Annotated in this window: 18 protein-coding genes; 6 read left to right on the forward strand and 12 right to left on the reverse strand. The window is 65.2% G+C overall.

The window, feature by feature from the left end; all coding sequences use genetic code 11:
- The gene (locus P9273_RS00510; protein ID WP_041000214.1) at positions 1-1,398 is read left to right on the forward strand and encodes an NAD(P)(+) transhydrogenase (Re/Si-specific) subunit beta; all 1,398 of its coding nucleotides are present in this window, start codon (positions 1-3) and stop codon (positions 1,396-1,398) included.
- Between the two features lie 74 nt (positions 1,399-1,472).
- Here P9273_RS00510 and gyrB read toward each other — a convergent pair whose 3' ends face one another.
- Both gyrB and P9273_RS00520 read right to left on the reverse strand, forming a co-directional pair.
- A complete protein-coding gene (gene gyrB, locus P9273_RS00515) occupies positions 1,473-3,944 on the reverse strand; it encodes a DNA topoisomerase (ATP-hydrolyzing) subunit B (protein WP_278047157.1) in 2,472 nt (823 codons plus the stop codon).
- Positions 3,945-4,187: 243 nt separating this feature from the next.
- Positions 4,188-4,760, reverse strand: a complete 573-nt coding sequence (locus tag P9273_RS00520) for an NADPH-dependent FMN reductase (RefSeq protein ID WP_278047158.1) — start codon at positions 4,758-4,760, stop codon at positions 4,188-4,190.
- Between the two features lie 181 nt (positions 4,761-4,941).
- On the opposite strand from P9273_RS00520, the gene P9273_RS00525 reads away from it, so the two are divergent.
- Entirely contained in the window at positions 4,942-6,312 is a 1,371-nt protein-coding gene (locus P9273_RS00525) for a cytochrome P450 (RefSeq protein ID WP_278047159.1), read from the forward strand.
- Positions 6,313-6,339: 27 nt separating this feature from the next.
- On the opposite strand, the gene P9273_RS00530 is transcribed toward P9273_RS00525, so the two are convergent.
- The 7 genes from P9273_RS00530 to P9273_RS00560 all read right to left on the reverse strand — a co-directional run bounded on the left by P9273_RS00530 (position 6,340) and on the right by P9273_RS00560 (position 12,735).
- Positions 6,340-7,323: a complex I NDUFA9 subunit family protein gene (locus P9273_RS00530; protein ID WP_278047160.1), complete on the reverse strand. Its 984-nt coding sequence runs from the start codon at positions 7,321-7,323 to the stop codon at positions 6,340-6,342.
- 157 nt (positions 7,324-7,480) lie between these two features.
- Positions 7,481-7,933 carry a DoxX family protein gene (locus P9273_RS00535; protein ID WP_278047161.1) on the reverse strand — a complete coding sequence of 151 codons (453 nt, stop codon included), beginning with the start codon at positions 7,931-7,933 and terminating at the stop codon, positions 7,481-7,483.
- Between the two features lie 338 nt (positions 7,934-8,271).
- Positions 8,272-9,273, reverse strand: coding sequence for an Ldh family oxidoreductase (locus P9273_RS00540; RefSeq protein WP_278047162.1), 1,002 nt, complete (start codon positions 9,271-9,273; stop codon positions 8,272-8,274).
- Positions 9,274-9,397: 124 nt separating this feature from the next.
- Positions 9,398-10,207 carry an ABC transporter permease gene (locus tag P9273_RS00545; protein WP_040993550.1) on the reverse strand — a complete coding sequence of 270 codons (810 nt, stop codon included), beginning with the start codon at positions 10,205-10,207 and terminating at the stop codon, positions 9,398-9,400.
- On the reverse strand, positions 10,207-10,917 hold the full coding sequence (locus P9273_RS00550; RefSeq protein WP_278047163.1) for an ABC transporter permease: 711 nt from the start codon (positions 10,915-10,917) through the stop codon (positions 10,207-10,209). Before P9273_RS00550 ends, P9273_RS00545 begins: the two co-directional genes overlap by 1 nt.
- Before the next feature lie 148 nt (positions 10,918-11,065).
- Positions 11,066-11,863 (reverse strand): transporter substrate-binding domain-containing protein, encoded by a 798-nt coding sequence (locus tag P9273_RS00555; RefSeq protein ID WP_040988876.1) that lies wholly within the window; start codon positions 11,861-11,863, stop codon positions 11,066-11,068.
- 56 nt (positions 11,864-11,919) lie between these two features.
- Positions 11,920-12,735, reverse strand: coding sequence for an ABC transporter ATP-binding protein (locus P9273_RS00560; protein ID WP_052458556.1), 816 nt, complete (start codon positions 12,733-12,735; stop codon positions 11,920-11,922).
- A 209-nt stretch (positions 12,736-12,944) separates the two neighbouring features.
- On the opposite strand from P9273_RS00560, the gene P9273_RS00565 reads away from it, so the two are divergent.
- The 4 genes from P9273_RS00565 (at position 12,945) to P9273_RS00580 (ending at position 16,941) form a co-directional block, all read left to right on the forward strand.
- Positions 12,945-13,817, forward strand: a complete 873-nt coding sequence (locus P9273_RS00565) for a dimethylarginine dimethylaminohydrolase family protein (protein WP_278047164.1) — start codon at positions 12,945-12,947, stop codon at positions 13,815-13,817.
- Complete coding sequence (locus tag P9273_RS00570; protein ID WP_278047165.1) at positions 13,787-14,455, forward strand: TetR family transcriptional regulator C-terminal domain-containing protein; 669 nt, start codon at positions 13,787-13,789, stop codon at positions 14,453-14,455. The genes P9273_RS00565 and P9273_RS00570 overlap by 31 nt, the downstream gene beginning before the upstream one ends.
- On the forward strand, positions 14,452-16,032 hold the full coding sequence (locus P9273_RS00575; RefSeq protein ID WP_278047166.1) for a 5-guanidino-2-oxopentanoate decarboxylase: 1,581 nt from the start codon (positions 14,452-14,454) through the stop codon (positions 16,030-16,032). The genes P9273_RS00570 and P9273_RS00575 overlap by 4 nt, the downstream gene beginning before the upstream one ends.
- Before the next feature lie 201 nt (positions 16,033-16,233).
- Positions 16,234-16,941, forward strand: a complete 708-nt coding sequence (locus P9273_RS00580) for an SDR family NAD(P)-dependent oxidoreductase (RefSeq protein WP_278047167.1) — start codon at positions 16,234-16,236, stop codon at positions 16,939-16,941.
- A 138-nt stretch (positions 16,942-17,079) separates the two neighbouring features.
- Here P9273_RS00580 and rpsA read toward each other — a convergent pair whose 3' ends face one another.
- From rpsA to aroA, 3 genes are all read right to left on the reverse strand, one after another.
- Positions 17,080-18,777 (reverse strand): 30S ribosomal protein S1, encoded by a 1,698-nt coding sequence (gene rpsA, locus P9273_RS00585; RefSeq protein WP_040993565.1) that lies wholly within the window; start codon positions 18,775-18,777, stop codon positions 17,080-17,082.
- A 195-nt stretch (positions 18,778-18,972) separates the two neighbouring features.
- Entirely contained in the window at positions 18,973-19,623 is a 651-nt protein-coding gene (gene cmk, locus P9273_RS00590; protein WP_278047168.1) for a (d)CMP kinase, read from the reverse strand.
- A gap of 253 nt (positions 19,624-19,876) precedes the next feature.
- Positions 19,877-21,235 carry a 3-phosphoshikimate 1-carboxyvinyltransferase gene (gene aroA / locus P9273_RS00595; RefSeq protein WP_278047169.1) on the reverse strand — a complete coding sequence of 453 codons (1,359 nt, stop codon included), beginning with the start codon at positions 21,233-21,235 and terminating at the stop codon, positions 19,877-19,879.
- Positions 21,236-21,361: the final 126 nt, after the last annotated feature.

Genomic DNA, 21,361 nt, shown 5'->3' on the forward strand with positions numbered 1-21,361 from the left:
GTGACCGTCAATCTCGCTTCCTTCCTCTATCTGGTCTCCGGCATCCTGTTCATCCTGGCGCTGCGCGGCCTGTCGCACCCGACCACCAGCCGGCAAGGCAATCTCTACGGCATGATCGGCATGGGCATTGCCATCGCCACCACGCTGGCGCTGGCGCTGCCTTCGGCCGGCCGCTTCGGCCTGATCGTGCTCGGTCTCGCCATCGGCGGCGGGGTCGGCGCCTATGTGGCGCGCCGCATCGCCATGACCTCGATGCCGCAGCTGGTCGCCGCCTTCCACTCGCTCGTCGGCTTCGCCGCCGTCATGGTGGCTGCCGCTGCCATCTACGCGCCGGAAAGCTTCGGCATCGGCACGGCGGGCGACATCCATGCCCAGGCGCTGGTCGAAATGAGCCTTGGCGTCGCCATCGGCGCCATCACCTTCACCGGCTCGGTCATCGCCTTCCTCAAGCTCGACGGCCGCATGTCCGGCAAGCCGATCATGATCGGCGGCCGCCACATGATCAACATCGCGCTCGGCGCCGCCCTTGTGGTGCTGATCGTGCTGCTCGTCTCCACCGAATCCAAGCTTGTCTTCTGGCTGATCGTCGCTGCCTCGCTGGTGCTCGGCGTGCTCTTGATCATCCCGATCGGCGGCGCCGACATGCCGGTCGTGGTGTCGATGCTGAATTCCTACTCGGGCTGGGCAGCGGCAGCACTTGGCTTCACGCTCGGCAATCTGGCGCTGATCATCACCGGCGCGCTGGTCGGCTCTTCCGGTGCGATCCTGTCCTACATCATGTGCAAGGGCATGAACCGCTCTTTCATCTCGGTCATCCTCGGCGGCTTCGGCGGCGAGACGGCTGCAGCGGCGAGCGACGGCATCGAGCGCACCGTCAAGCAGGGTTCGGCCGACGATGCCGCCTATCTGATGATGAACGCGCAGAAGGTCATCATCGTGCCCGGTTACGGCATGGCGGTCGCCCAGGCGCAGCACGCGTTGCGCGAAATGGCCGACAAGCTCAAGGCCAACGGCGTCGAAGTGAAATACGCCATCCATCCGGTCGCCGGCCGCATGCCCGGCCACATGAACGTGCTGCTCGCCGAGGCCAACGTACCTTACGACGAGGTGTTCGAGCTGGAGGACATCAACTCCGAGTTCGCGCAGGCCGACGTCGCCTATGTCATCGGCGCCAACGACGTCACCAACCCGTCCGCGCGCGACGACAAATCCTCGCCGATCTACGGCATGCCGATCCTCGACGTCGACAAGGCCCGCACCTGCCTCTTCGTCAAGCGTTCGCTGGGTTCCGGCTACGCCGGCATCGACAACACGCTGTTCTACAAGGACGGCACCATGATGCTGCTCGGCGACGCCAAGAAGATGACCGAGGAAATCGTCAAGGCCATGGATCACTGATCCAGCCGTAATTCCTGCAAAAAAGCCCGCTCGAAGCGGGCTTTTTATTACAGGAACTGTCAGCCAGGTCGCGCTCAGATATCCAGGTTGGCCACCGATAGCGCGTTGTCCTGGATGAACTCGCGCCGCGGCTCCACCTCGTCGCCCATCAGCCGTGAGAACAGCGAGTCGGCGTCCGTCGCGTCCGCCACCTTGACCTGCAGCAGCGAACGCACATTCGGGTCGAGCGTCGTCTCCCAGAGCTGCTCGGCATTCATCTCGCCGAGGCCCTTGTAGCGCTGCATGGTGAGGCCCTTGCGGCCGGAAGCGAACACTGCGTTGAGTAGCGCTAGCGGCCCCGAAAGCAGCTCCGAGGTCTCTTTTCGACGCAAGGTCGGCTGCTCGCCATAGACTTCCGAAAGCCGCGGTGCGTAGCGGTCGAGCTGGCGCGCATCGGCCGAAGCGATCAATCCGGCATCGAGCTGCACCACATCCTTCACGCCGCGCACGGTGCGCTCGAACACATAGCCGCCGGAACCGTCATTGGAGGTCGAAAGCCGGCCGGTCCAGCCGCGCTCGGTCTCCTCAGCGATCATATCGAGGCGCTTCGCGACGCGCTCGGCCATGGCGTTGGCGCGGCCGAGATCGGCAAGCACGTCGGCATTGAGCGCGCCGGCGATCGCCGCCTGTTCGACGACGTTGCGGTTGTAGCGCGTGTGCAGCCCATTGATCAGCTGGCGCACCGCCAGCGCGTCGTCGACGGAGGCGCGCAGGTCGTGCCCGGTGCGGACCTCGCCGGAAGCCAGCACCAGCGAGGCCTCGTCCAGCCCGGACTCGATCAGGTATTCCTCATAGGCGCTTTCATCCTTGAGATATTGCGAGCTCTTGCCCCTCGTCACTTTGTAGAGCGGCGGCTGAGCGATGTAGAGATGGCCGCGCTCGATCAGCTCCGGCATCTGCCGGAAGAAGAAGGTGAGCAGCAGCGTGCGGATATGGGCGCCGTCGACGTCGGCGTCGGTCATCAGGATGATCTTGTGGTAGCGCAGCTTGTCGGCGTTGAATTCGTCTTTGCCGATCGAGGTGCCGAGCGCGGTGATCAGCGTGCCGATCATGTCGGAGGACAGCATGCGGTCGAAGCGGGCGCGCTCGACATTGAGGATCTTGCCGCGCAGCGGCAGGATCGCCTGGTTCTGGCGTGAACGGCCGCCCTTGGCCGAGCCGCCGGCCGAGTCGCCCTCGACGATGAAGATTTCCGACTTTGCCGGGTCGCGCTCCTGGCAGTCGGCGAGCTTGCCGGGCAGCGAGGTGACGCCAAGCGTGCTCTTGCGCGTGATGTCGCGCGCCTTGCGCGCGGCTTCGCGCGCGGCGGCCGCCTGGATCACCTTCTCGACCACGACCCTACCTTCGCTCGGATGCTCTTCCAGCCAGGTGCCGAGCGCCTCGTTGACCAGGCTTTCCACCACCGGACGCACCTCGGAGGAGACCAGCTTGTCCTTGGTCTGCGAGGAGAATTTCGGATCCGGCACCTTGACCGAGAGCACCGCGGTCAGGCCTTCGCGGCAGTCGTCGCCGGTCAGCGAGACTTTTTCCTTCTTGGTCTGGCCGGAGGATTCGCCATAGCCGGTGATCTGCCTGGTGAGCGCCGCGCGGAAGCCCGCCAGATGCGTGCCGCCGTCGCGCTGCGGGATGTTGTTGGTGAAGGCCAGCACATTCTCGTGGTAGCTGTCGTTCCACCACATTGCGACCTCGACGGTGATGCCGTCGCGCTCGGCCCGGATCGCGATCGGCTTATCGATCAGCGGCTTCTTCACCCGGTCGAGATATTTGACGAACTCCTCCAGGCCGCCGTCATAATGCAATTCATGGCGCACAAGGTCGGCATGGCGCGCATCGGTGAGGATGATGCGCACGCCCGAATTGAGGAAAGCAAGTTCGCGCAGGCGATGCTCCAGCGTGCCGAAATCGAACTCGATCATGCTGAAGGTTTCGGCCGACGGGAAGAAGGTGATCTCGCTGCCGCTGCGGCCCTCATAGGTGCCGGGCTGCTTGTCCTGGTCGTAGGTGCCGGTCACCTTCAACGGCGCGTCGGCATTGCCATGCGTGAAGCTCATCTCGAAGATTTCGCCGTTGCGGCGGATCTTGAGCTTGAGCCATGCGGAAAGCGCGTTGACCACCGAGACGCCGACGCCGTGCAGGCCGCCGGAGACCTTGTAGGAGTTCTGGTCGAATTTGCCGCCGGCATGCAGCTGCGTCATGATCACTTCGGCCGCCGAGACGCCCTCCGAGGGGTGGATATCGGTCGGAATGCCGCGGCCATTGTCGATGACGGTCACCGAACCGTCGGGATTGAGCGTCACCGAGACGAGATCGGCGTGGCCGGCCAGCGCCTCGTCGATGGCGTTGTCCACCACCTCATAGACCATGTGATGCAGGCCCGAGCCGTCATCGGTGTCGCCGATATACATGCCTGGACGCTTGCGGACAGCATCCAACCCCTTCAAAACCTTGATGGAATCGGCGCCGTACTCGGCTTCCACGCCAATGGCGCTTTCGGTCTGGTCGCTCATGAATACCTGTCTGATTGATGTCGATGGTCCGGCGCGGAAAAATGGCCGCGAATCGCGCCGTTTTGATGTCCTAGATATAGGCGCAAACGGTTGCTTTTCCAAGGTTTGTGGCCATTTTGCCGGCTTGGCGAGGGGTCTTTCCACGCCTCGCGCGAGTATGGCCGGTCGCGTTCCCCTGGCATAGGTCTGTCGAGACGAGAAAGCCGGGCCGAAGCGCGGCTTCGCTACGCCGGGGGAGTGCGCCTATCCGGCGGCGCGCAGCGTCTTCAGCGCTTCGCTCCAGCGGGACAGTTCGTCGAGCATGGTCTTGGCGCCTCCTTGCACCTGCTCGCTCGGGTGAAATGCGCGATTCTGGTCGAGCAGCGTCGCATAGGCCGGCAGCGCCACGCCCTCCGGGATCGGCATGACGCCGACGGAGGTGAGCAGCGGCTTCAGCGCCTGCGCGGCGCGCAAGCCGCCGGACACGCCGCCATAGCTGAAGATCGCCGCCGGCTTGTAGCGCCATTCATGGACCAGATAGTCGATCGCGTTCACGATCGCGGGCGCCACGAAGTAGTTGTACTCGGGTGCCACGAAAACGAAGGCGTCGGCGGCATCGATCGCCTTCGACCAGGCCTTGGTGTGGTCGTTCTCGTATTTGCGCAGGCGCGGGTGATGCGGCTCGTCGAGCATCGGCAGGTCGAACGCGGCGATGTCGGTCAGCACGGGCTCGAACTTGCCATGTTGGCGCACGAAGCCTTCCAGCCATTCGCCGAAAATCGGCCCCGCGCGTCCCGGCCGCGTGCTGCCGATGATGATGTCCAGACGATGCTTCACGGGGAACTCCTTGCTTGACGGTATCCATTGGTGACTAACGTAAGGTTCCACCGGCAACAAGCAGCTATCGGCTGATGCCGGTCACATTCCGGCGAGATGTGGCGATCTGCGCTGCCGTCCCGTCGCATGGACGCCGGTCCTGTCGGGCACTACATTCGGCGCTGACAGCGGAGCATGCTTCATGGACACCAAGCCCGCCCCCTTCGTGCCGCCGGCGCCCAAGCCGCGCACCCAGCCGCCCTCGACGCTGGAGATGATGCGCATCGTCTACCGCAACCCGCTCGAGCTCTGGGGCGAGCACACCTACAACGAGCCCTGGATATCGGTGACCGGCGTCGGCGGCCCGCTGGTTATCGCCAACGACCCCGGCCTCATCCGCCATGTGCTGATTGACAACGCCAGGAATTACAAGATGGCGACTGTGCGCCAGCTGATCCTGCGTCCAATCCTGCGCGACGGCCTGCTCACCGCCGAAGGCGAGGTGTGGAGGCGCTCGCGCAAGGCGATGGCGCCGGTGTTCACGCCGCGCCACATCTTCGGCTTCGCCGGGCCGATGCTGAAGCGCACGCTGGACTTCGTCACCCGCTACGAGGCGGGCGGCGTGTCCGACATCGCCCACGACATGACGCTGCTTACCTATGATATCCTGGCCGAGACGCTGTTTTCCGGCGAGATCGCCGGCGAACCGGGCAGCTTCGCCAAGGAGATCGACCGCCTGTTCGAGACCATGGGCCGAGTCGATCCGCTCGACCTTCTGCGCGCGCCGGAATGGCTGCCGCGGCTAACCCGCATCCGCGGCCGCAAGACCATGGCCTATTTCCGCAACATCGTGGCCAACACAGTGAAGATGCGCGAGGAGCGGCTGAAGCGCGATCCGGACGGCGTACCGCAGGATTTTCTCACGCTTCTGCTGCGGGCCGAGGGGCCGGGCGGGCTCACCCGCGCCGAAGTCGAGGACAACATCATCACCTTCATCGGCGCCGGCCATGAGACGACCGCGCGGGCGCTGGGCTGGACGATCTATTGCCTCGCCGAAGCGCCCTGGGAGCGCGACAAGGTCGAGCAGGAGATTGACGCCGTGCTGGCGCGCGAGCCAGATCCGACCAAGTGGCTGGATGCTATGCCGCTCACCCGCGCCGCTTTCGAGGAGGCGCTGCGGCTCTATCCGCCCGCCCCCTCGATCAACCGCGAGCCGATCGAGCCGGAGACCTGGAATGGTCTCTACATCCCGAAATATGCTGCCGTGCTGGTGATGCCCTGGGTCGTGCACCGCCACCGCAAGCTTTGGGACAGGCCGGACGCTTTCCTGCCCGAGCGCTTCCATCCGGAAAACCGCGACAGGATCGACCGCTTCCAGTATCTGCCTTTCGGCGCCGGCCCGCGTGTCTGCATCGGCGCCAGCTTCGCCATGCAGGAGGCGATCATCGCGCTGGCGATCCTGTTGTCGCGCTTCCGCTTCGATGTGACGTCGGACACCCGGCCGTGGCCGGTGCAGAAGCTGACAACGCAGCCGCAGGGCGGCCTGCCGATGCAGGTCTCCCGGCGGGCGTAATCGATGCATGTCGCCCACTTAAGTCTTCTATCGGTCGGCAATCGGCCGGCGCTGCTGGAACTGGCCGGCGGCGCGGAAGCGCCAGAGATAGCTGGGCAGGATGGTGGCGATCGCCTGCGGCTGGATACCGAGTCCGGCAAGCGTCCTGCCGGTCCTGGCGGCTTCGTCCGAAACGATGTTGTGCTCGCGCAGCTGCAGCACCTGGTCCCTGGTCAGGAGCGGATTGGGCAGCAGTTGAAGGATCGACGCCTGGATGTTCGCCACCCACCACGGCACCGGCACCAGCATCCGCCGGCGGTCGATGACCGCGAGCAATTCTTCCATGCACTCCTTGAAGGTCAGCACCTGCGGGCCGCCGAGCTCGTAGATTTGGCCGCCCCTGACATTGCCGTCGACCGAGCGCGCGATCGCTTCGGCGACGTCGCCGACATAGACCGGCTGCAGCTTGTTCAGTCCGCCGCCGATCAGCGGCAGCACGGGAAACAGGCGCGCCATGCCGGCGAAGCGGTTGAAGAACCTGTCCTCCGGTCCGAAATTGATCGACGGCCGGAAGATGACGGCGTCCTGAATCGTCTCGAACACGGCTTTTTCACCCAATGCCTTGGTGCGGGCGTAGTCGGACGGGGAATTGAGATCGGCGCCGAGCGCCGAGATCTGGGTGAGGCCGGCGCCGACCGAGCGTGCGGCCTCGGCGACGGCACGCGCGCCGAAATCGTGCACCGCGCCGAATTTCTGGCGCCCGGTCTCATGCAGGATCGCGACCAGGTTGACGACATGGTCGGCGCCCTGCACGGCGCGGTCGACCGACCAGCGCACGCGCACATTGGCCTGCACCGGCTGGATCTGGCCGACATTGCCGAGCGGCTGCACATGACCGGCAAGGTCGGGCCGCCGGCAGGCGACCCGGATACGGTAGCCGCGCTTGGCCAGCGCCCGCACGACATGGCGACCGACGAAGCCCGAGCCGCCGAAGACGACGACGAGCTTGGGGGTCTGCAGGATTTCGGTCATGACTGGCTCCGCGCGAATGCTTGGCTGAAGCCGTTTCTTAATCCGTTTCTCGCCAAAGGCAAAGAGCGACCGGAGGTCGCCGTTGCGTTGTTTTTTGAGCAATTCCCGAAAAATGTCGAGCGGTTTTCCGTCCGGAATTGCGCCGCTACAAAGCGGCTTAGAAAGCCTTGCCGATGCGCGCGTCGACCGAGTGGCGGTTGCCGCCGCGGATCACGAAAAAGGTGAGAATCGCAGCCCAAAGCAGCGACTTTTCCGCGCCCGAAAAACCCTGGCCCATGGTCACCCAATGGAACCACACGGTGACCAGAAGCACGATCAGGCCGGCGAAGGCGGCAGGGCGGGTGAAAAGGCCAAGCGCGATTAGGATGCCGCCGAAGAATTCGGTGCAGGCAAGCAGCGGCGACCAGAAGACGCCGGGATAGAAGCCGAGCCCCTCGACCATTTCCGTGGCGCCGAACGGATTGACGATCTTTTGCGAGCCATGGATGGCCAGGAAGCCGCCGGCGACAGCGCGCAGCAGGGTTTCGCCGGCATCATGCAATGCCGAATAGAGGCGGCCAAGCGCTGGAATGATCAGCTTTGCGCGGGGGGCGTGGGTGGTCGCGGACATCGTAGCTCCTGTTTGTGGCAATACCCGCAGACGCCCGACGGTCCCGAGCAAGTCAAGTTAACAAAAGTTAACTTTTGCGTTCATGTTTGTGGCGAACGATGCGAAACGCAGAAAACCCCGCCGAAGCGGGGTTTTCCGGGCAGCGTCCACGCCGAAACAGGGTCCAACGAGGCGGCCTGACCTGAGACGGTATCAAGGTGGCGTGAAGCAAGCACGCCCGCCCCCGCCCTGAACGTCCGGCGAACCGCGAGCCGGACGAAGCAACCATGGCGGCTCGCGGCGTGGGTGCCGGATATGGGTGGCGTCAGGCGGGGAAAAGGTTCAACAGCGCGGCAAACTCAGGCCGAATAACGCTCGGCGAATTCCGAAATGCGCTGCACGACCGCCCTGGACGTGGTGATGCCGCGCGCCTTGGCCTTCTCCGCGGCCTCGGCGCGGGAGCGGCCGGGAATATGCACGCCATAGCGCCGCCGCAGCCGGTCGAGCTGCTCCTTCATGCGCTGCTCGAAATCCGGGTCGAGCAGTTTTGGCTCGATGGCCAGAACGAAAAGGCCGGTGCCGGGGCTATCCGGCCCGCCGGTGAACCAGGGCGCGTCGAGCGACCAGTTGGCACCGGAAATGCCCGCGGCCAGCACCTCGACCATCAACGCGACATTGGCGCCGCGCTGGCCGCCAAAGGCAAGCATCGCGCCCTTCATGGCTGCCGCCGGATCGGTCGTGGGATTGCCGCTGGCATCCAGCGCCCATCCTTCGGGTATCTTCCTGCCGTCCTCGGCCGCCTTGCGGATGTTGACGAAGGCGGTCGCGCTCGACGACTGGTCGATGACCAGCGGCGGTCCGTCGGCGGCGGGCGAGGCGAAAGACATCGGATTGGTGCAATAGACCGGTTTGATCGAGCCTGAGCCGGCCAGCACCGCCGGCCCGTTGGTGGCGGCGAAGGAGACCAGCCCCTGTTCCGCCAGCCGGCCGGTGAAATAGCCGAGCGCGCCGCATGTATAGGCGTTCTTCTGCGAGAAGATCGAGACGCCGAACAGCTTCGCCGCCTTGACGAGGTCGTCGATCGTGCGGTCGAAGCCGGTATGGGCAAGCCCGCCGCGCGCGTCGGAGAGATAGACGGCGAGCGCCGGCCGGGTGATTGCCGGCTCTGCATTGCCGTCGATGCGGCCGGCTTCGAGCGCCTCCAGATAATCGATGAAATGCGACAGCCCGACCGTCGACAGGCCTTCGGCCTCGGCGGCGATGATCGAGGCGGTCAGCGACTGCGCCGCCTCCTCATTAGCGCCGGCGCCGAGCGCCGCCATCCGGCATAGGCCTGTTGCCTGGTCGAGGGTGAGTTGCATGGTCGCTGTCCTAAGGGAGTAGGGGAGTAGGGGGAAATTGTGGAGCGAATAGCGGCTGGGGATGGAAATGTGAATGCGGATCGTGGCTGAACACTCCCCTACTCCCCTACTCCCCTACTCCCTACTACCCGATCTTGACCGGAATCCGCGCCTCGATCCGGCTGAAGACGAAAACGAGGATACCGGTGATCGTCATATAGATCAGCGCCAGAAGCAGCAAAGGTTCATAGGTCAGGTAGGTGTCCTGGCGCACCTTGGAGGAGACGGCGAAGATGTCGATGACACTGATCGTCGCCACCAGCGGCGTCGATTTCAGCTGCAGCACCGTCTCGCCTGTCAGCGTCGGCAGCGCCCGGTAGAAGGCTTGCGGCAGCCAGATGCGGCGGAAGATTTTCCAGCGACTCATGCCGAAGGCGCGGGCAGCCTCGAGTTGGCCTCTCGGCACACCGGCAAAGGCGCCGCGCATCACCTCGCCCTCATAGCCTGCGAAGGAAAAGGTCAGCGCCACCACGGCATAGGGCCAGGCCTGCCTGAGATACGGCCACAGCCAGGATTCGCGGATCCATGGATATTGCGGGAAGACCGAGCCGAGCCCGTAATAGAGCAGCCAGAGTTGCAACAGCAGCGGCGTTCCGCGGATGATGGTGCAGAAGGCTTTTGCCGGCGCCGAGAACCAGATCGGCCCGCTGGCCTGGGCGAGCCCGAGCGGCACGGCGAGCGCAAAGCCCAGCGCGCATGTGACGGCGAGGATCCAGAGCGTCCGCCATATGCCCATCAGGCCCATTTGCCAATATTGCGGCAGCCATTCCCAGCGCATGAAAAAGGCTGCGCAGAGCACCAGCGCCAGCGCGATCAGGATGAGCACGATGCGGTGCGGTTTCAGCCAGATCGAGGCCCGAGCCGCCATGTTGATCGCGGTGGCTTCGGCCGACATCAGCGCGCCTCCTTGACGGAGGGCATGCCGCGCCGCGACCAGACCTCGACGCGGCCGATGATCAGGTTGGAGAACAGCGTGAGCGCCAGATAAAGCGCGCCGGCGGCGAGATAAAAGAGCAGGTAGGCCTTGGTGACGCCGGCCGCCTGGCGCGTCGCCAGCGTCAGTTCGAAGAAGCCGACGACTGCAAGCAGCGCGGTGTCCTTGGTGGCGATCAGCCAAAGATTGGCCAGGCCGGGGATGGCGAAGGGCAGCATGGCCGGCAGCGTGATGCGTCGCAGCATCAGGCCGGGCGGCATGCCGTAGGCACGGGCTGCCTCGATCTGGCCCTGCGGGATGGCGAGGATGGCGCCGCGGATGACTTCGGTCGAATAGGCGCCCTGGACGAAGCCCAGCACGAAAATGCCGGCCGCGAGCCCGCTGATGTCGACACGGCTGTAGCCCATTGCCGTCAGCACCTGGTTGATGAGGTCGGTGCCGGCATAATAGAGCAGCAGGATCAGCACCAGTTCCGGCACCGCTCGCACGATGGTCGTGTAGACCGCAAGCAGGTCGCGCGTCACCGGGCCGCCATAGAGTTTGCCGAAGGCGCCGGCGGTGCCGATCATGAGGCCGAGGCAGGTGGCGCCCACGGCGATCTCGATCGAATGCAGCAAGCCGACCAGCAGCGTGCCGCCCCAGCCGGGCGCCACGGGCGACAGGAGTTCCATGATGCCGGCCGCGGAGGCCGGAAGAAAGGCGTCGATCAGCTTCGCCCCCGGATAGCTGGCAAGCCGCCGATCATCGGGTCAGCGGCTGCATGCGTGGCAAGGTTGGGCATGGCGTTGGCGCCATGCCCACACTCATTCGCGAGAGGGCTCAGTTCGACTGCGTGGCGCCGCCATAGATGTCGAAGTCGAAATACTTCTTCGAGATCTCGTCATATTTGCCGTTGGCGCGGATCGCCTTGATGCCGGCGTTGAACTTTTCCTTGAGCGCGGTGTCTTCCTTGCGGATGCCGGCGCCGACGCCCGGTCCAAGCACCTCGTCGTCCGGGGCCACCATGCCCTTCAGGTCGCAGCAGGCCTTGCCTTGGTCGGTCTTGAGGAATTCGCCGAGCGCGATCGAATCGGCCTGCACCGCGTCGATGCGGCCGGCGGCCAGATCGTTGTTGGCTTCGTCCTGCGTCTGGTATTCCTTGATTTCCTGGGCGCCGGTGAAGTGCTTCTTCGCATAGACCGCATGCACCGTGGACACCTGGACGCCGATAACCTTGCCCTTGAGGTCGTCCGGCGTGGCGCCGAACTTCTGGTCCTTCGGCCCGATGATCGCGGTCGGGGTGTTATAGTACTTGTCCGAGAAGTCGATCGTCTTCTTGCGCTCGTCGGTGATCGACATCGAAGAGACGATGGCGTCGATCTTCTTGGTGGTCAGCGCCGGGATGATGCCATCCCAGGCAACCGGCGTGATGACGCAGTCGAGCTTCTCCTCGGCGCAGACGGCGTTGACGAAGTCGATCTCCCAGCCCACCCATTTGCCGGTGGCGTCGGGCGAGGTGAAGGGCGGATAGGGCTCGGCGGCGACGCCGATCTTCACCTGCTCGGCCTTGGCCACGCCACCCATCGCCGCGACGCCGAGAAGCAGCGCGGCGGCGAAGGTCTTGAGAACAGTCTTCATTTCAGGACTCCCAGTTTGTTGTTGTTCCCGGTTTTCGCTCCGCTTGATGCCGGCTCCTAGCCGACATTGCGAAGGAATTGCTTGAGCCTTTCGGATTTAGGCGCGCCGAACAATTGTTCCGGCGGACCTTCCTCCTCGACCAGCCCGTTGTAGAGATAAACGACATGCGTCGCGACCTCGCGGGCGAACTTCATTTCATGCGTCACCAGCACCATGGTGCGCCCCTCGCGCGCCAGGTCGCCGATCACCTTCAGCACCTCCCCGACCAGCTCGGGATCGAGCGCGGAGGTCGGCTCGTCGAACAGCATGACGCGCGGATTGATCGCCAGCGCCCGGGCGATCGCCGCGCGCTGCTGCTGCCCGCCGGACAGGAAGGCCGGATAGACGTCGCGTTTCTCCGCCAGCCCTACGCGGGCAAGCAGCTTCTCGGCCTGGACAATCGCCTCGTCGCGCTTGACGCCCAGCACATGCACCGGAACCTCGATGACGTTCTCGATCAATGTCATGTGGCTCCAGAGATTGAAATTCTGGAACACCATGCCGAGCCTCGAGCGGATGCGCTCGATCTGCCTGCGGTCCGCCGGAACGGTGTGGCCGTGGCTGTCGGCCTTGAGCTTGATCTCCTCGCCATTGACACGGATGATGCCGCTGGTCGGGTTTTCCAGGCAGTTGATGCAGCGCAGCAGCGTCGATTTGCCGGAGCCGGAGCCGCCGATGATGGCGACCACTTCGCCGTCGCGCGCCGACAGCGAAACGCCCTTCAGCACATGCAACTGGCCGAATTTCTTATGCAGGTTCTCGACATGGATGGCTTCGGCGGCGCTGCTTTGCGCCTTGCCGGATTGGACTGCGGCAGTATCCGCCACGCTCACCGGGCGACCTCTATACGGTCGAAGGCAGGTCGTCGAACGTCCATCCGGCTAATCAACATACGCTGTACCGCCCGCTCCAGACTTCAGCATGGACCCGACAGCGCGAGCCCGTCAATCCCGCTCATTACGGCACTTGCGGCGTTGTTGTGCAAGTGTATAAATAGCCGCTCATGAAATTTTTTCGATTTTTTTCAGCATAAAGGGCATCGATGAGCGCTTTCGGATCACAGTCCATGGCGGCGCCGCTGCGGCGTGTGCTGATGCGTTCGGCGGCCAACGCCATGCGCGATGCCGACAGGGCTGCCTGGCACTATGGCCCCGGGTTTAACCCGGCGAAAGCAGCCGCGCAGCACGCGGCCCTTGCCGAGCTGGTGGCGGCTTCCGGTGCCGAGATCGAATGGATCGAGGACAAGGCCGACGGGCTTTCGGATTCGGTGTTCACGCATGACCCATCGCTGATGACCGACCGCGGCGCGCTGATCCTGTCCATGGGTAAGCCGTTGCGCGCCAAAGAGCCTTCGCTGCATGAAGAGACCTATAAAAGGCTGGGCATTCCGATCCTCGGCCGCGTCGAGGCGCCAGGCCAGGTCGAAGGCGGCGACTGTGTATGGCTGGATGCCCGGACGCTGGCGATCGGGCGCGGCGTGCGCACCAACCAGGCAGGCATCCAGCAGGTAGCCAACCTGCTGACGCCGCATGGCATTTCGGTCTACGGCTTCGACCTGCCGCTGTGGCAGGGCGAAGAGGCGTGCCTGCATCTGATGTCGGTGATCAGCCCGCTGGCCGACGATCTCGCCCTGGTCTATTCGCCGCTTTTGCCGGCACCGTTCTACCAGATGTTGAAGGGGCGCGGCATCCGGCTAGTCGAAGGCGACGGCGAAGAGTTCGCCGCTTCGAACGGCCTTAGCCTGAACGTGCTGCCGACCAGCCCGTTGAAGGTCATTGCCGTGGCCGGCTTCCCCAAGACCAAAGCCGCGATGGAAGCCGCCGGCTGCACGGTCGAAATCTTCGAGGCGGGCGCGCTCTGCATCGCCTGCGAAGGCGGGCCGACATGCCTGACGCGGCCGATCCTGCGCCGATGAATGCGCGCCGCAAGTTCCGCCGCGAGGGTGAGGAGCGGCGGCGGCAGGATCTGATCGACGCCACCCTGGACTGCGTGGCCGAACATGGCCTCGAGGGCGCCACCGTGCGCACCATCGCCTTGCGCGCCGGCGTCACCGCCGGGCTGATCCGGCACTATTTCCCCGGCAAGGAAGATTTGCTGCAGGAAGCCTATGCGGCACTGATGGGCCGCATGACCGAGTTGGCGAAAGCGGCTTTGGTCATGGAAGACGCCTCGCCGCGCCAACGCCTTGCGGCTTTCGTAACCGCCAATCTCAACGCGCCGATCATCGACCAGCGGGTGTTCTCGCTCTGGGCGACCTTCATCGGCCGCGCCGGCGCGGATCCGTCGCTCGCCCGCGCCCACCGCGAGGGCTATCTCGGTTTTCGCAACGAGGTGGAAGCCGTCGTGGCCGAAGTTCTCGCCGCCGAACGGCGCAAGCCGGACGCGGCCGAGCTGCGCCACCATGCCATCGCCATTAACGCAATCATCGACGGGCTCTGGATCGAAGGCTGCCTGGCCGGCGAGATGTTCTCGCCTGGCGAATTGGCGGCGATCGGCATCAAAGCCATAGAGGCCGAGCTCGGCCTTGCGCCGGAACAGGGAGGAAATCAATGACCACCGTTGGCGAAGCGCTGATCACGCTGCTCGAGGCGCATGGCGTCGACACCGTCTTCGGCATTCCGGGCGTCCACACGGTCGAGCTCTATCGCGGCCTGGCGCGCTCGAAGATCCGCCATGTCACGCCGCGCCACGAGCAAGGCGCCGGCTTCATGGCCGACGGCTATGCGCGGGCCGGCGGCCGGCCGGGCGTCGCTTTCGTGATCACCGGACCAGGGCTGACCAACACCATCACCGCCATGGGCCAGGCGCGTGCCGATTCGGTGCCGATGCTGGTCATTTCCGGCGTCAATGCCACCGATACGCTGGGCAAGGGCCTCGGCTTCCTGCATGAACTGCCAGATCAGCGCGGCATGATGGAAAAGGTTGCGCTGTTTTCCGAGCGCGTCACCGAGGCCGGGCAATTGCCGGGCGCGCTCGCCCGCGCCTTCGCGCTGTTTTCGTCGGCGCGGCCGGGCCCGGTGCATATCGAGATTCCCACCGACGTCATGGTCAATCCCGCCGACGGCATCGCGGCGGCGCTGAGCAATGCCGAGCCGCCGGCGCCGGACGCGGCGGCGGTCGCCGAAGCGGCGACGTTGATCAAGGCCGCCAGCCGCCCGCTGATTCTGTCGGGCGGCGGCGCCAGGAAAGCCGACGCGGCGCTGCGGCGCCTGGCCGAGATGCTTGGCGCGCCGGTCGTCGAGACCGCCAATGCGCGCGGCCTGCTGCATGGCCATCCGCTCTGCGTGCCGGCCAGTCCCAGTCTGAAGGCCGTGCGCGCGCTGATGGCGGAGGCCGACCTGGTGATCGCGGCCGGCACCGAATTCGGACCGACCGACTATGACGGCTATGGCGACGGCGGCTTCGTGCTGCCCAAGAACCTGATCCGCATCGATATTGGGGCCGACCAGATCGCGCGCCGGCCGGTGACGGTCGGCATCCAGGCGGATTGCGCCGAGGGGATCGAGGTTTTGCTGTCGGCAATCGGGCCGGGTCATCCCGCCGCCAAGGACGGCGAAGCCCGCGCGGCCGCCGCACGGAACGCCGCGCTGGCCGAGCTGAGGCCCGAATACCTGGCGCAGGTTCGCGCGGTGGAGATGATCCGCGACGCGCTGCCGGGCGCCATCATCGTCGGCGATTCGACCCAGCCGATCTATGCCGCCAACCTCTATTACGACCACGACCGTCCCGGCGGCTGGTTCAACGCCGCGACCGGCTTCGGCGCGCTGGGCTATGGTCCGCCGGCGGCGATCGGCGCGGCGCTTGCTGTACCGGAAGCGCCGGTGGTGTGCCTCACCGGCGACGGCGGCTTCCAGTTCACCCTGCCGGAGATCGGCGCCGCGCTCGATGCCGAGACGCCGGTGATCTTCGTCGTCTGGAACAATCGCGGCTATCGCGAGATCGAGACCTCGATGCTCGATGTCGGCGTCGAGCCCGTCGGCGTGTCGCCGGCGCCGCCGGATTTCTGCAAGCTCGCCGAGGCCTATGGCATCGAGGCCGAGCGCTTGACCGGGGTCGGCGGTCTCACCGAGGCGCTGAAGCGCGCGCGGGCGGCGGCCAGGCCGCGCGTCATCGAAATCACCGTTGACTGAAAGCTGCTGCGACCGTTGCTCGGTCCCTGCCGGTACACCGGCAATTCGCGCCGCTCCGACGGGGGCCGACGCATGCAAAGACGCTGCGCCAGCCATGTCGATATTTCAATTGAGTGACAGCGCGAAAGGCGCGACGTTCACAATTGGGGCGGCATAACCACAAGAAGCATAATCATAAAAAACGACAGGAGCGGTCTAAGTATGACGGAAACGCTGAATGGCAGGCATGTCGTGGTGACGGGCGGCACTGGGGCGCTCGGCGGCGCGGTTGTCGGCAGGCTGTTGGAGCAAGGCGCGATCTGCCACGTGCCCAACGCCCACGCGGCGGCCCCGCCGCATTTTCCTTACGCGGCCCATGCCAACGTGCATCTGGCGCATAATGTCGACCTGTCGGATTCGGCCAAGGTCGAAGCTTTCTACCACCAGGTGCCTGCGCTCTGGGCCTCGATCCACCTTGCCGGCGGCTTCACCATGGCGCCGGTCGAAAAGATCGAGTCGGCCTCCTTCGCCGAGATGATGGACACCAACGCCCGCACAGCCTTCCTGTGCAGCCGCGCCGCGGTGCGCTCGATGCTGGCGTCGGGCACCGCGGGGCGCATCGTCAACGTCAGCGCGCGCGCCGGGCTTGATCCCAGGCGCGGCGCCGGAATGGTCGCCTATGCCGCGAGCAAGGCGGCGGTCGCGGCCATCACGGTGGCGATGGCCGAGGAGCTGAAGCACAAGGGCATCCTGGTCAATGCTGTAGCCCCCTCGACGCTCGACACGCCCGCCACCCGCGCCGACATGCCGGACGCCGATTTCACCAAATGGGTCAGCCTCGAAGCCGCCGCCGAAGCGATCGCCTATCTCGCCTCGCCCGCCAACCAGGCCATGAGCGGCACGCTGGTTCCGCTTTACGGCCGGGCCTGACGGGTATCTCTTTGTTTTACGCAATTCCGGACGGAAACCGCTGACACTTTTCCTGGAATTGCTCTGACATCTCGACAAAGAAAAACCCCGCCGGATCGCTCCGGCGGGGTTTTTGTTGTTCGGGTCGAAGGCCTTGGCTCAGTTGCCCTGCTTCTTCAGCGCCGCGCCCAGGATGTCGCCGAGCGACGCGCCGGAGTCGGTCGAGCCGTACTGGGCGACCGCTTCCTTCTCCTCGGCGATTTCCAGCGCCTTGATCGAGACCTGCAGCTTGCGGGTCTTCTTGTCGAAGGCGATGACGCGGGCATCGACCTTCTGGCCGACGGTGAAGCGCTCGGGGCGCTGCTCGTCGCGATCGCGCGAAAGGTCGGAGCGCTTGATGAAGGTCTCGAGGCCGCTGTCGACCAGCCGCACGTCCAGACCACCATCCTTCACGCCGATGACCTCGCAGGTGACGACGGCGTTCTTGCGCAGCTCGCCGCTGCTGGCCGCTTCGCCGACCGTGTCACGGGCCAGTTGCTTGATGCCGAGCGAGATACGCTCCTTCTCGATGTCGACGTCGAGCACCTGCGCCTTGACCATGTCGCCGCGATTGTACTCTTCGATGACCTGCTCGCCCGGACGGGTCCAGTCGAGGTCGGAGAGGTGCACCATGCCGTCCACGTCGCCTTCCAGGCCGATGAACAGGCCGAACTCGGTCTTGTTCTTGACCTCGCCCTCGACCTGGCTGCCGACCGGATGGTTGCGCGCAAAGGCTTCCCACGGGTTCTCCAGCGTCTGCTTGAGACCGAGCGAAATGCGGCGCTTGGCCGGATCGACCTCGAGCACGACCACGTCGACTTCCTGCGTCGTCGACAGGATCTTGCCGGGGTGCACGTTCTTCTTGGTCCACGACATTTCCGAAACGTGGATGAGGCCTTCGATGCCCGGCTCCAGCTCGACGAACGCGCCGTAGTCGGTGATGTTGGTGACGGTGCCCTTGATCTTCTTGCCGATCGGGAACTTGGTGCCGATATCCGACCACGGATCCGACTCGAGCTGCTTCATGCCGAGCGAGATGCGGTGGGTTTCCTGGTTGATGCGGATGATCTGCACCTTGACCGTCTGGCCGATGTTGAGGATCTCGGTCGGATGGTTGACGCGGCGCCATGCCATGTCGGTGACATGCAGCAGGCCGTCGATGCCGCCGAGGTCGACGAACGCACCGTAATCGGTGATGTTCTTGACCACGCCTTCGACCACCTGGCCTTCCTCGAGGTTCTGCACGATTTCCGAACGCTGCTCGGCGCGGCTCTCCTCGAGCACGGTGCGGCGCGACACCACGATGTTGCCGCGGCGGCGATCCATCTTGAGGATCTCGAAGGGCTGCGGGTTGTGCATCAGCGGGGTGACGTCGCGGATCGGGCGGATATCGACCTGGCTGCGCGGCAGGAACGCCACGGCGCCGTCGAGGTCGACGGTGAAGCCGCCCTTGACCTGGTTGAAGATGACGCCTTCGACGCGCTCGCCCTTGGTGAACTTCTCTTCGAGACGCACCCAGCTCTCCTCGCGGCGAGCCTTCTCGCGCGACAGCATGGCTTCGCCAAGCGCGTTCTCGATGCGCTCGACATAGACCTCGACGGTGTCGCCGACCTTGAGGGAGGAGTCCTTGCCCTTGGCGCCGAATTCCTTCAGCGGCACGCGGCCTTCGACCTTGAGGCCGACATCGATGATGGCCATGTCCTTTTCGATCGCGGTGATCGTGCCCCGGACAACCTGGCCCTCGCCGGAATGGCCGGCGGTGAATGATTCTTCGAGCATGCTCGCGAAATCGTCGCGAGACGGATTAGCAGCTGACATTGTTTCTCCTGGAATGCTCCGCGCGCTGGCGGAGCGGGCGCCGTGGGTTAGCGTTGCGCGAGCCTGCCGGCGTTCCGGGCTGAGGAGCCCTTGGCCGCTTTTCGAGCGGCAAGTCCGGCGCATGAAGAATGCTGGCAGGCTGGTTCGTGCCCGATATGGGGATTTTCGCCGCTCAAGGCAACCGAAAAAGCCCGATCAGGCCTTGTTTCTCTCGGCAAGGACGTCGTCAACGATCGCCATCGCCGCCAGAAACGCGGCCTCTATAGCCATTTCGCTGGTATCAAGCAAGTGCGCGTCCGCCGCCGGCTTCAAGGGCGAGTCGGCGCGGCCCATGTCGCGCTCGTCGCGGCGCTCGATGTCGGCGAGGATGGTGGCGAAATCGGCGCTGCCGCCCATGCTCTCGATCTCGGCCAGCCGGCGCTTCGCCCGCACCTCGGCGCTTGCCGTGACGTAGAGCTTGATGTCGGCATCGGGGCACACCACCGTGCCGATGTCACGGCCGTCGAGCACAGCACCCGGCGGTGCTTTGGCGAAGTCGCGCTGCTTCTCGACCAGGATGCGCCGGACACTGGGGATGACCGCCACCTTCGAGGCGGCCTCGCCGACCGCATGCGCCGACAGCACGGTGCGGTCGAGGTTCGAGAGATCGACCTGGCGCGCAGCGGTTTCGGCCGCCGAGACATTGTCGAGCGGCAGGCCGAGCTCCAGCAGCTTGTGGGCCACCGCGCGGTAGGTGAGGCCGGTGTCGAGCAAGTTCAGCCGGTAATGGTCGGAAAGCCGACGGGCAAGGGTGCCCTTGCCCGCGCCGGCGGGACCGTCGATGGCGATCGTGAAGGTGTGGGTCATGGGCGGAGCGTCGCGGTTGGAGGGGGCGACAAATACAATAAGCGCCGCAATCCTTCGCGCCCCCCTCTGTCCTGCCGGACATCTCCCCCACAGGGGGGGAGATTGGCAGTTTTGGCGCCCCGCTCGATCCTGCGACGTTGGCGATTGGCGAAAGCCGGCGCGACAGCTGATCTCCCCCCTTGTGGGGGAGATGTCCGGCAGGACAGAGGGGGGCGCTGTCCCGCCAGCGTTTCTGTTCGGCTCCAGCCCACCGTCACTCGATCTCCGCGCCCAACCCCTTCATCAGTCCCATGAATTCCGGAAAGCTCGTCGCGATCATGTTGGCGTCGTCGATGGTCACCGGCTTATCCGTCGCCAGTCCCATGACGAGGAAGCTCATGGCGATGCGGTGGTCGAGATGCGTCTTCACCACCGTGTCCTGGCCGTTCGGATGAGCGCCCAGACCCTTGCCGCCCGGCTTGCCGCGCACCGCAAGCGAAGCCTCACCCTCGGTGCAGTCGACGCCGTTGAGCTTCAGCCCGTTGGCGACCGCCGACAGCCGGTCGGATTCCTTGACGCGCAATTCCTCCAGGCCCTGCATCAGCGTCTCGCCCTCGGCGAAGCTCGCCGCGACCGCCAGCACCGGATATTCGTCGATCATCGACGGCGCGCGCTCCGGCGGCACCGCCACGCCTTTCAACTCCGAATACCGCACGCGCAAATCCGCGACATCCTCGCCGCCGGCATTGCGCGGGTTAAGGATGTCGATGCGACCGCCCATTTCCTGCAGCGTCAGCAGCAGTCCGGTGCGAGTCGGGTTCATCAGCACGTTCTCGATGATGATGTCCGAGCCCGGCACGATCAGCGCCGCGACCAGCGGGAAGCCGGCGGAGGAGGGGTCGCCCGGCACGGCGATCGTCTGCCCGATGAGCTTGCCCTGGCCCTCGATGAAGATGTGGCGCACGCCGCGCTCGTCGGTCTCGACTGTCAGATTGGCGCCGAAGCCTTTCAGCATCTTCTCGGTATGGTCGCGTGTCATCACCGGCTCGATCACCGTGGTGATGCCCGGCGTGTTCAAGCCGGCAAGCAGCACCGCCGACTTCACCTGGGCCGACGCCATCGGCACGCGATAGGTGATGGGTGCTGCGTGTTTCGGGCCGCGCAACGTGATCGGCATGCGGTCGCCGGGGGCTGCCTTCAGCACCTGCACGCCCATCTGGCGCAGCGGGTCGAGCACGCGGCCCATCGGCCGGCCGGAGAGCGAGGCGTCGCCGATGAAGGTGGTCTCCATGTCATAGGTGCCGACAAGGCCCATGGTGAGGCGCGAGCCGGTGCCGGCATTGCCGAAATCGAGCGGGCCTTCCGGTTGCAGCAATGCGCCGTTGCCGGTGCCGCGGATCACCCATTCGGCGCCCTTCTTTTCGATATGCGCGCCCATCGCCTTCATGGCCGCGCCCGTGCGCATCACGTCCTCGCCCTCGAGCAGGCCGGTGATGCGGGTCTCGCCGGAGGCAAGGCCGCCGAACATGAAGGAGCGGTGCGAGATCGACTTGTCGCCCGGCACGCGAGCTGTGCCGGCAAGGGCAGGGGATTTGTGGGCCGTGGCTGGTTTAGCGGCGGCGGAATGAGACATTTTGTCGTCCAAATGAAATGCCGGCTGACCGGCCCGGTTCGTCATGATGCGGCGGTCTCGTATCACGGCGCGCGGCAATGGTCATCCCCTTGGCGCAAGCCTTTGAAAAGCGGGTTTTGAGGTCAT

It is taken from the genome of Mesorhizobium sp. WSM4935, from assembly GCF_029625735.1.
Lineage (GTDB): Bacteria > Pseudomonadota > Alphaproteobacteria > Rhizobiales > Rhizobiaceae > Mesorhizobium.

Excerpts from the sequence above, each read along its gene's own strand:
- aroA (WP_278047169.1), bottom strand. The coding sequence starts at position 21,235 with ATGTCTCATTCCGCCGCCGCTAAACCAGCCACGGCCCACAAATCCCCT.
- P9273_RS00550 (WP_278047163.1), bottom strand. The coding sequence starts at position 10,917 with ATGGAACTCCTGTCGCCCGTGGCGCCCGGCTGGGGCGGCACGCTGCTG.
- P9273_RS00570 (WP_278047165.1), top strand. The coding sequence starts at position 13,787 with ATGCCTGACGCGGCCGATCCTGCGCCGATGAATGCGCGCCGCAAGTTC.
- P9273_RS00540 (WP_278047162.1), bottom strand. The coding sequence starts at position 9,273 with ATGCAACTCACCCTCGACCAGGCAACAGGCCTATGCCGGATGGCGGCG.
- P9273_RS00555 (WP_040988876.1), bottom strand. The coding sequence starts at position 11,863 with ATGAAGACTGTTCTCAAGACCTTCGCCGCCGCGCTGCTTCTCGGCGTC.
- P9273_RS00545 (WP_040993550.1), bottom strand. The coding sequence starts at position 10,207 with ATGTCGGCCGAAGCCACCGCGATCAACATGGCGGCTCGGGCCTCGATC.
- cmk (WP_278047168.1), bottom strand. The coding sequence starts at position 19,623 with ATGACCCACACCTTCACGATCGCCATCGACGGTCCCGCCGGCGCGGGC.
- P9273_RS00530 (WP_278047160.1), bottom strand. The coding sequence starts at position 7,323 with ATGACCGAAATCCTGCAGACCCCCAAGCTCGTCGTCGTCTTCGGCGGC.
- P9273_RS00575 (WP_278047166.1), top strand. The coding sequence starts at position 14,452 with ATGACCACCGTTGGCGAAGCGCTGATCACGCTGCTCGAGGCGCATGGC.
- P9273_RS00565 (WP_278047164.1), top strand. The coding sequence starts at position 12,945 with ATGAGCGCTTTCGGATCACAGTCCATGGCGGCGCCGCTGCGGCGTGTG.
- gyrB (WP_278047157.1), bottom strand. The coding sequence starts at position 3,944 with ATGAGCGACCAGACCGAAAGCGCCATTGGCGTGGAAGCCGAGTACGGC.
- rpsA (WP_040993565.1), bottom strand. The coding sequence starts at position 18,777 with ATGTCAGCTGCTAATCCGTCTCGCGACGATTTCGCGAGCATGCTCGAA.
- P9273_RS00535 (WP_278047161.1), bottom strand. The coding sequence starts at position 7,933 with ATGTCCGCGACCACCCACGCCCCCCGCGCAAAGCTGATCATTCCAGCG.
- P9273_RS00525 (WP_278047159.1), top strand. The coding sequence starts at position 4,942 with ATGGACACCAAGCCCGCCCCCTTCGTGCCGCCGGCGCCCAAGCCGCGC.
- P9273_RS00580 (WP_278047167.1), top strand. The coding sequence starts at position 16,234 with ATGACGGAAACGCTGAATGGCAGGCATGTCGTGGTGACGGGCGGCACT.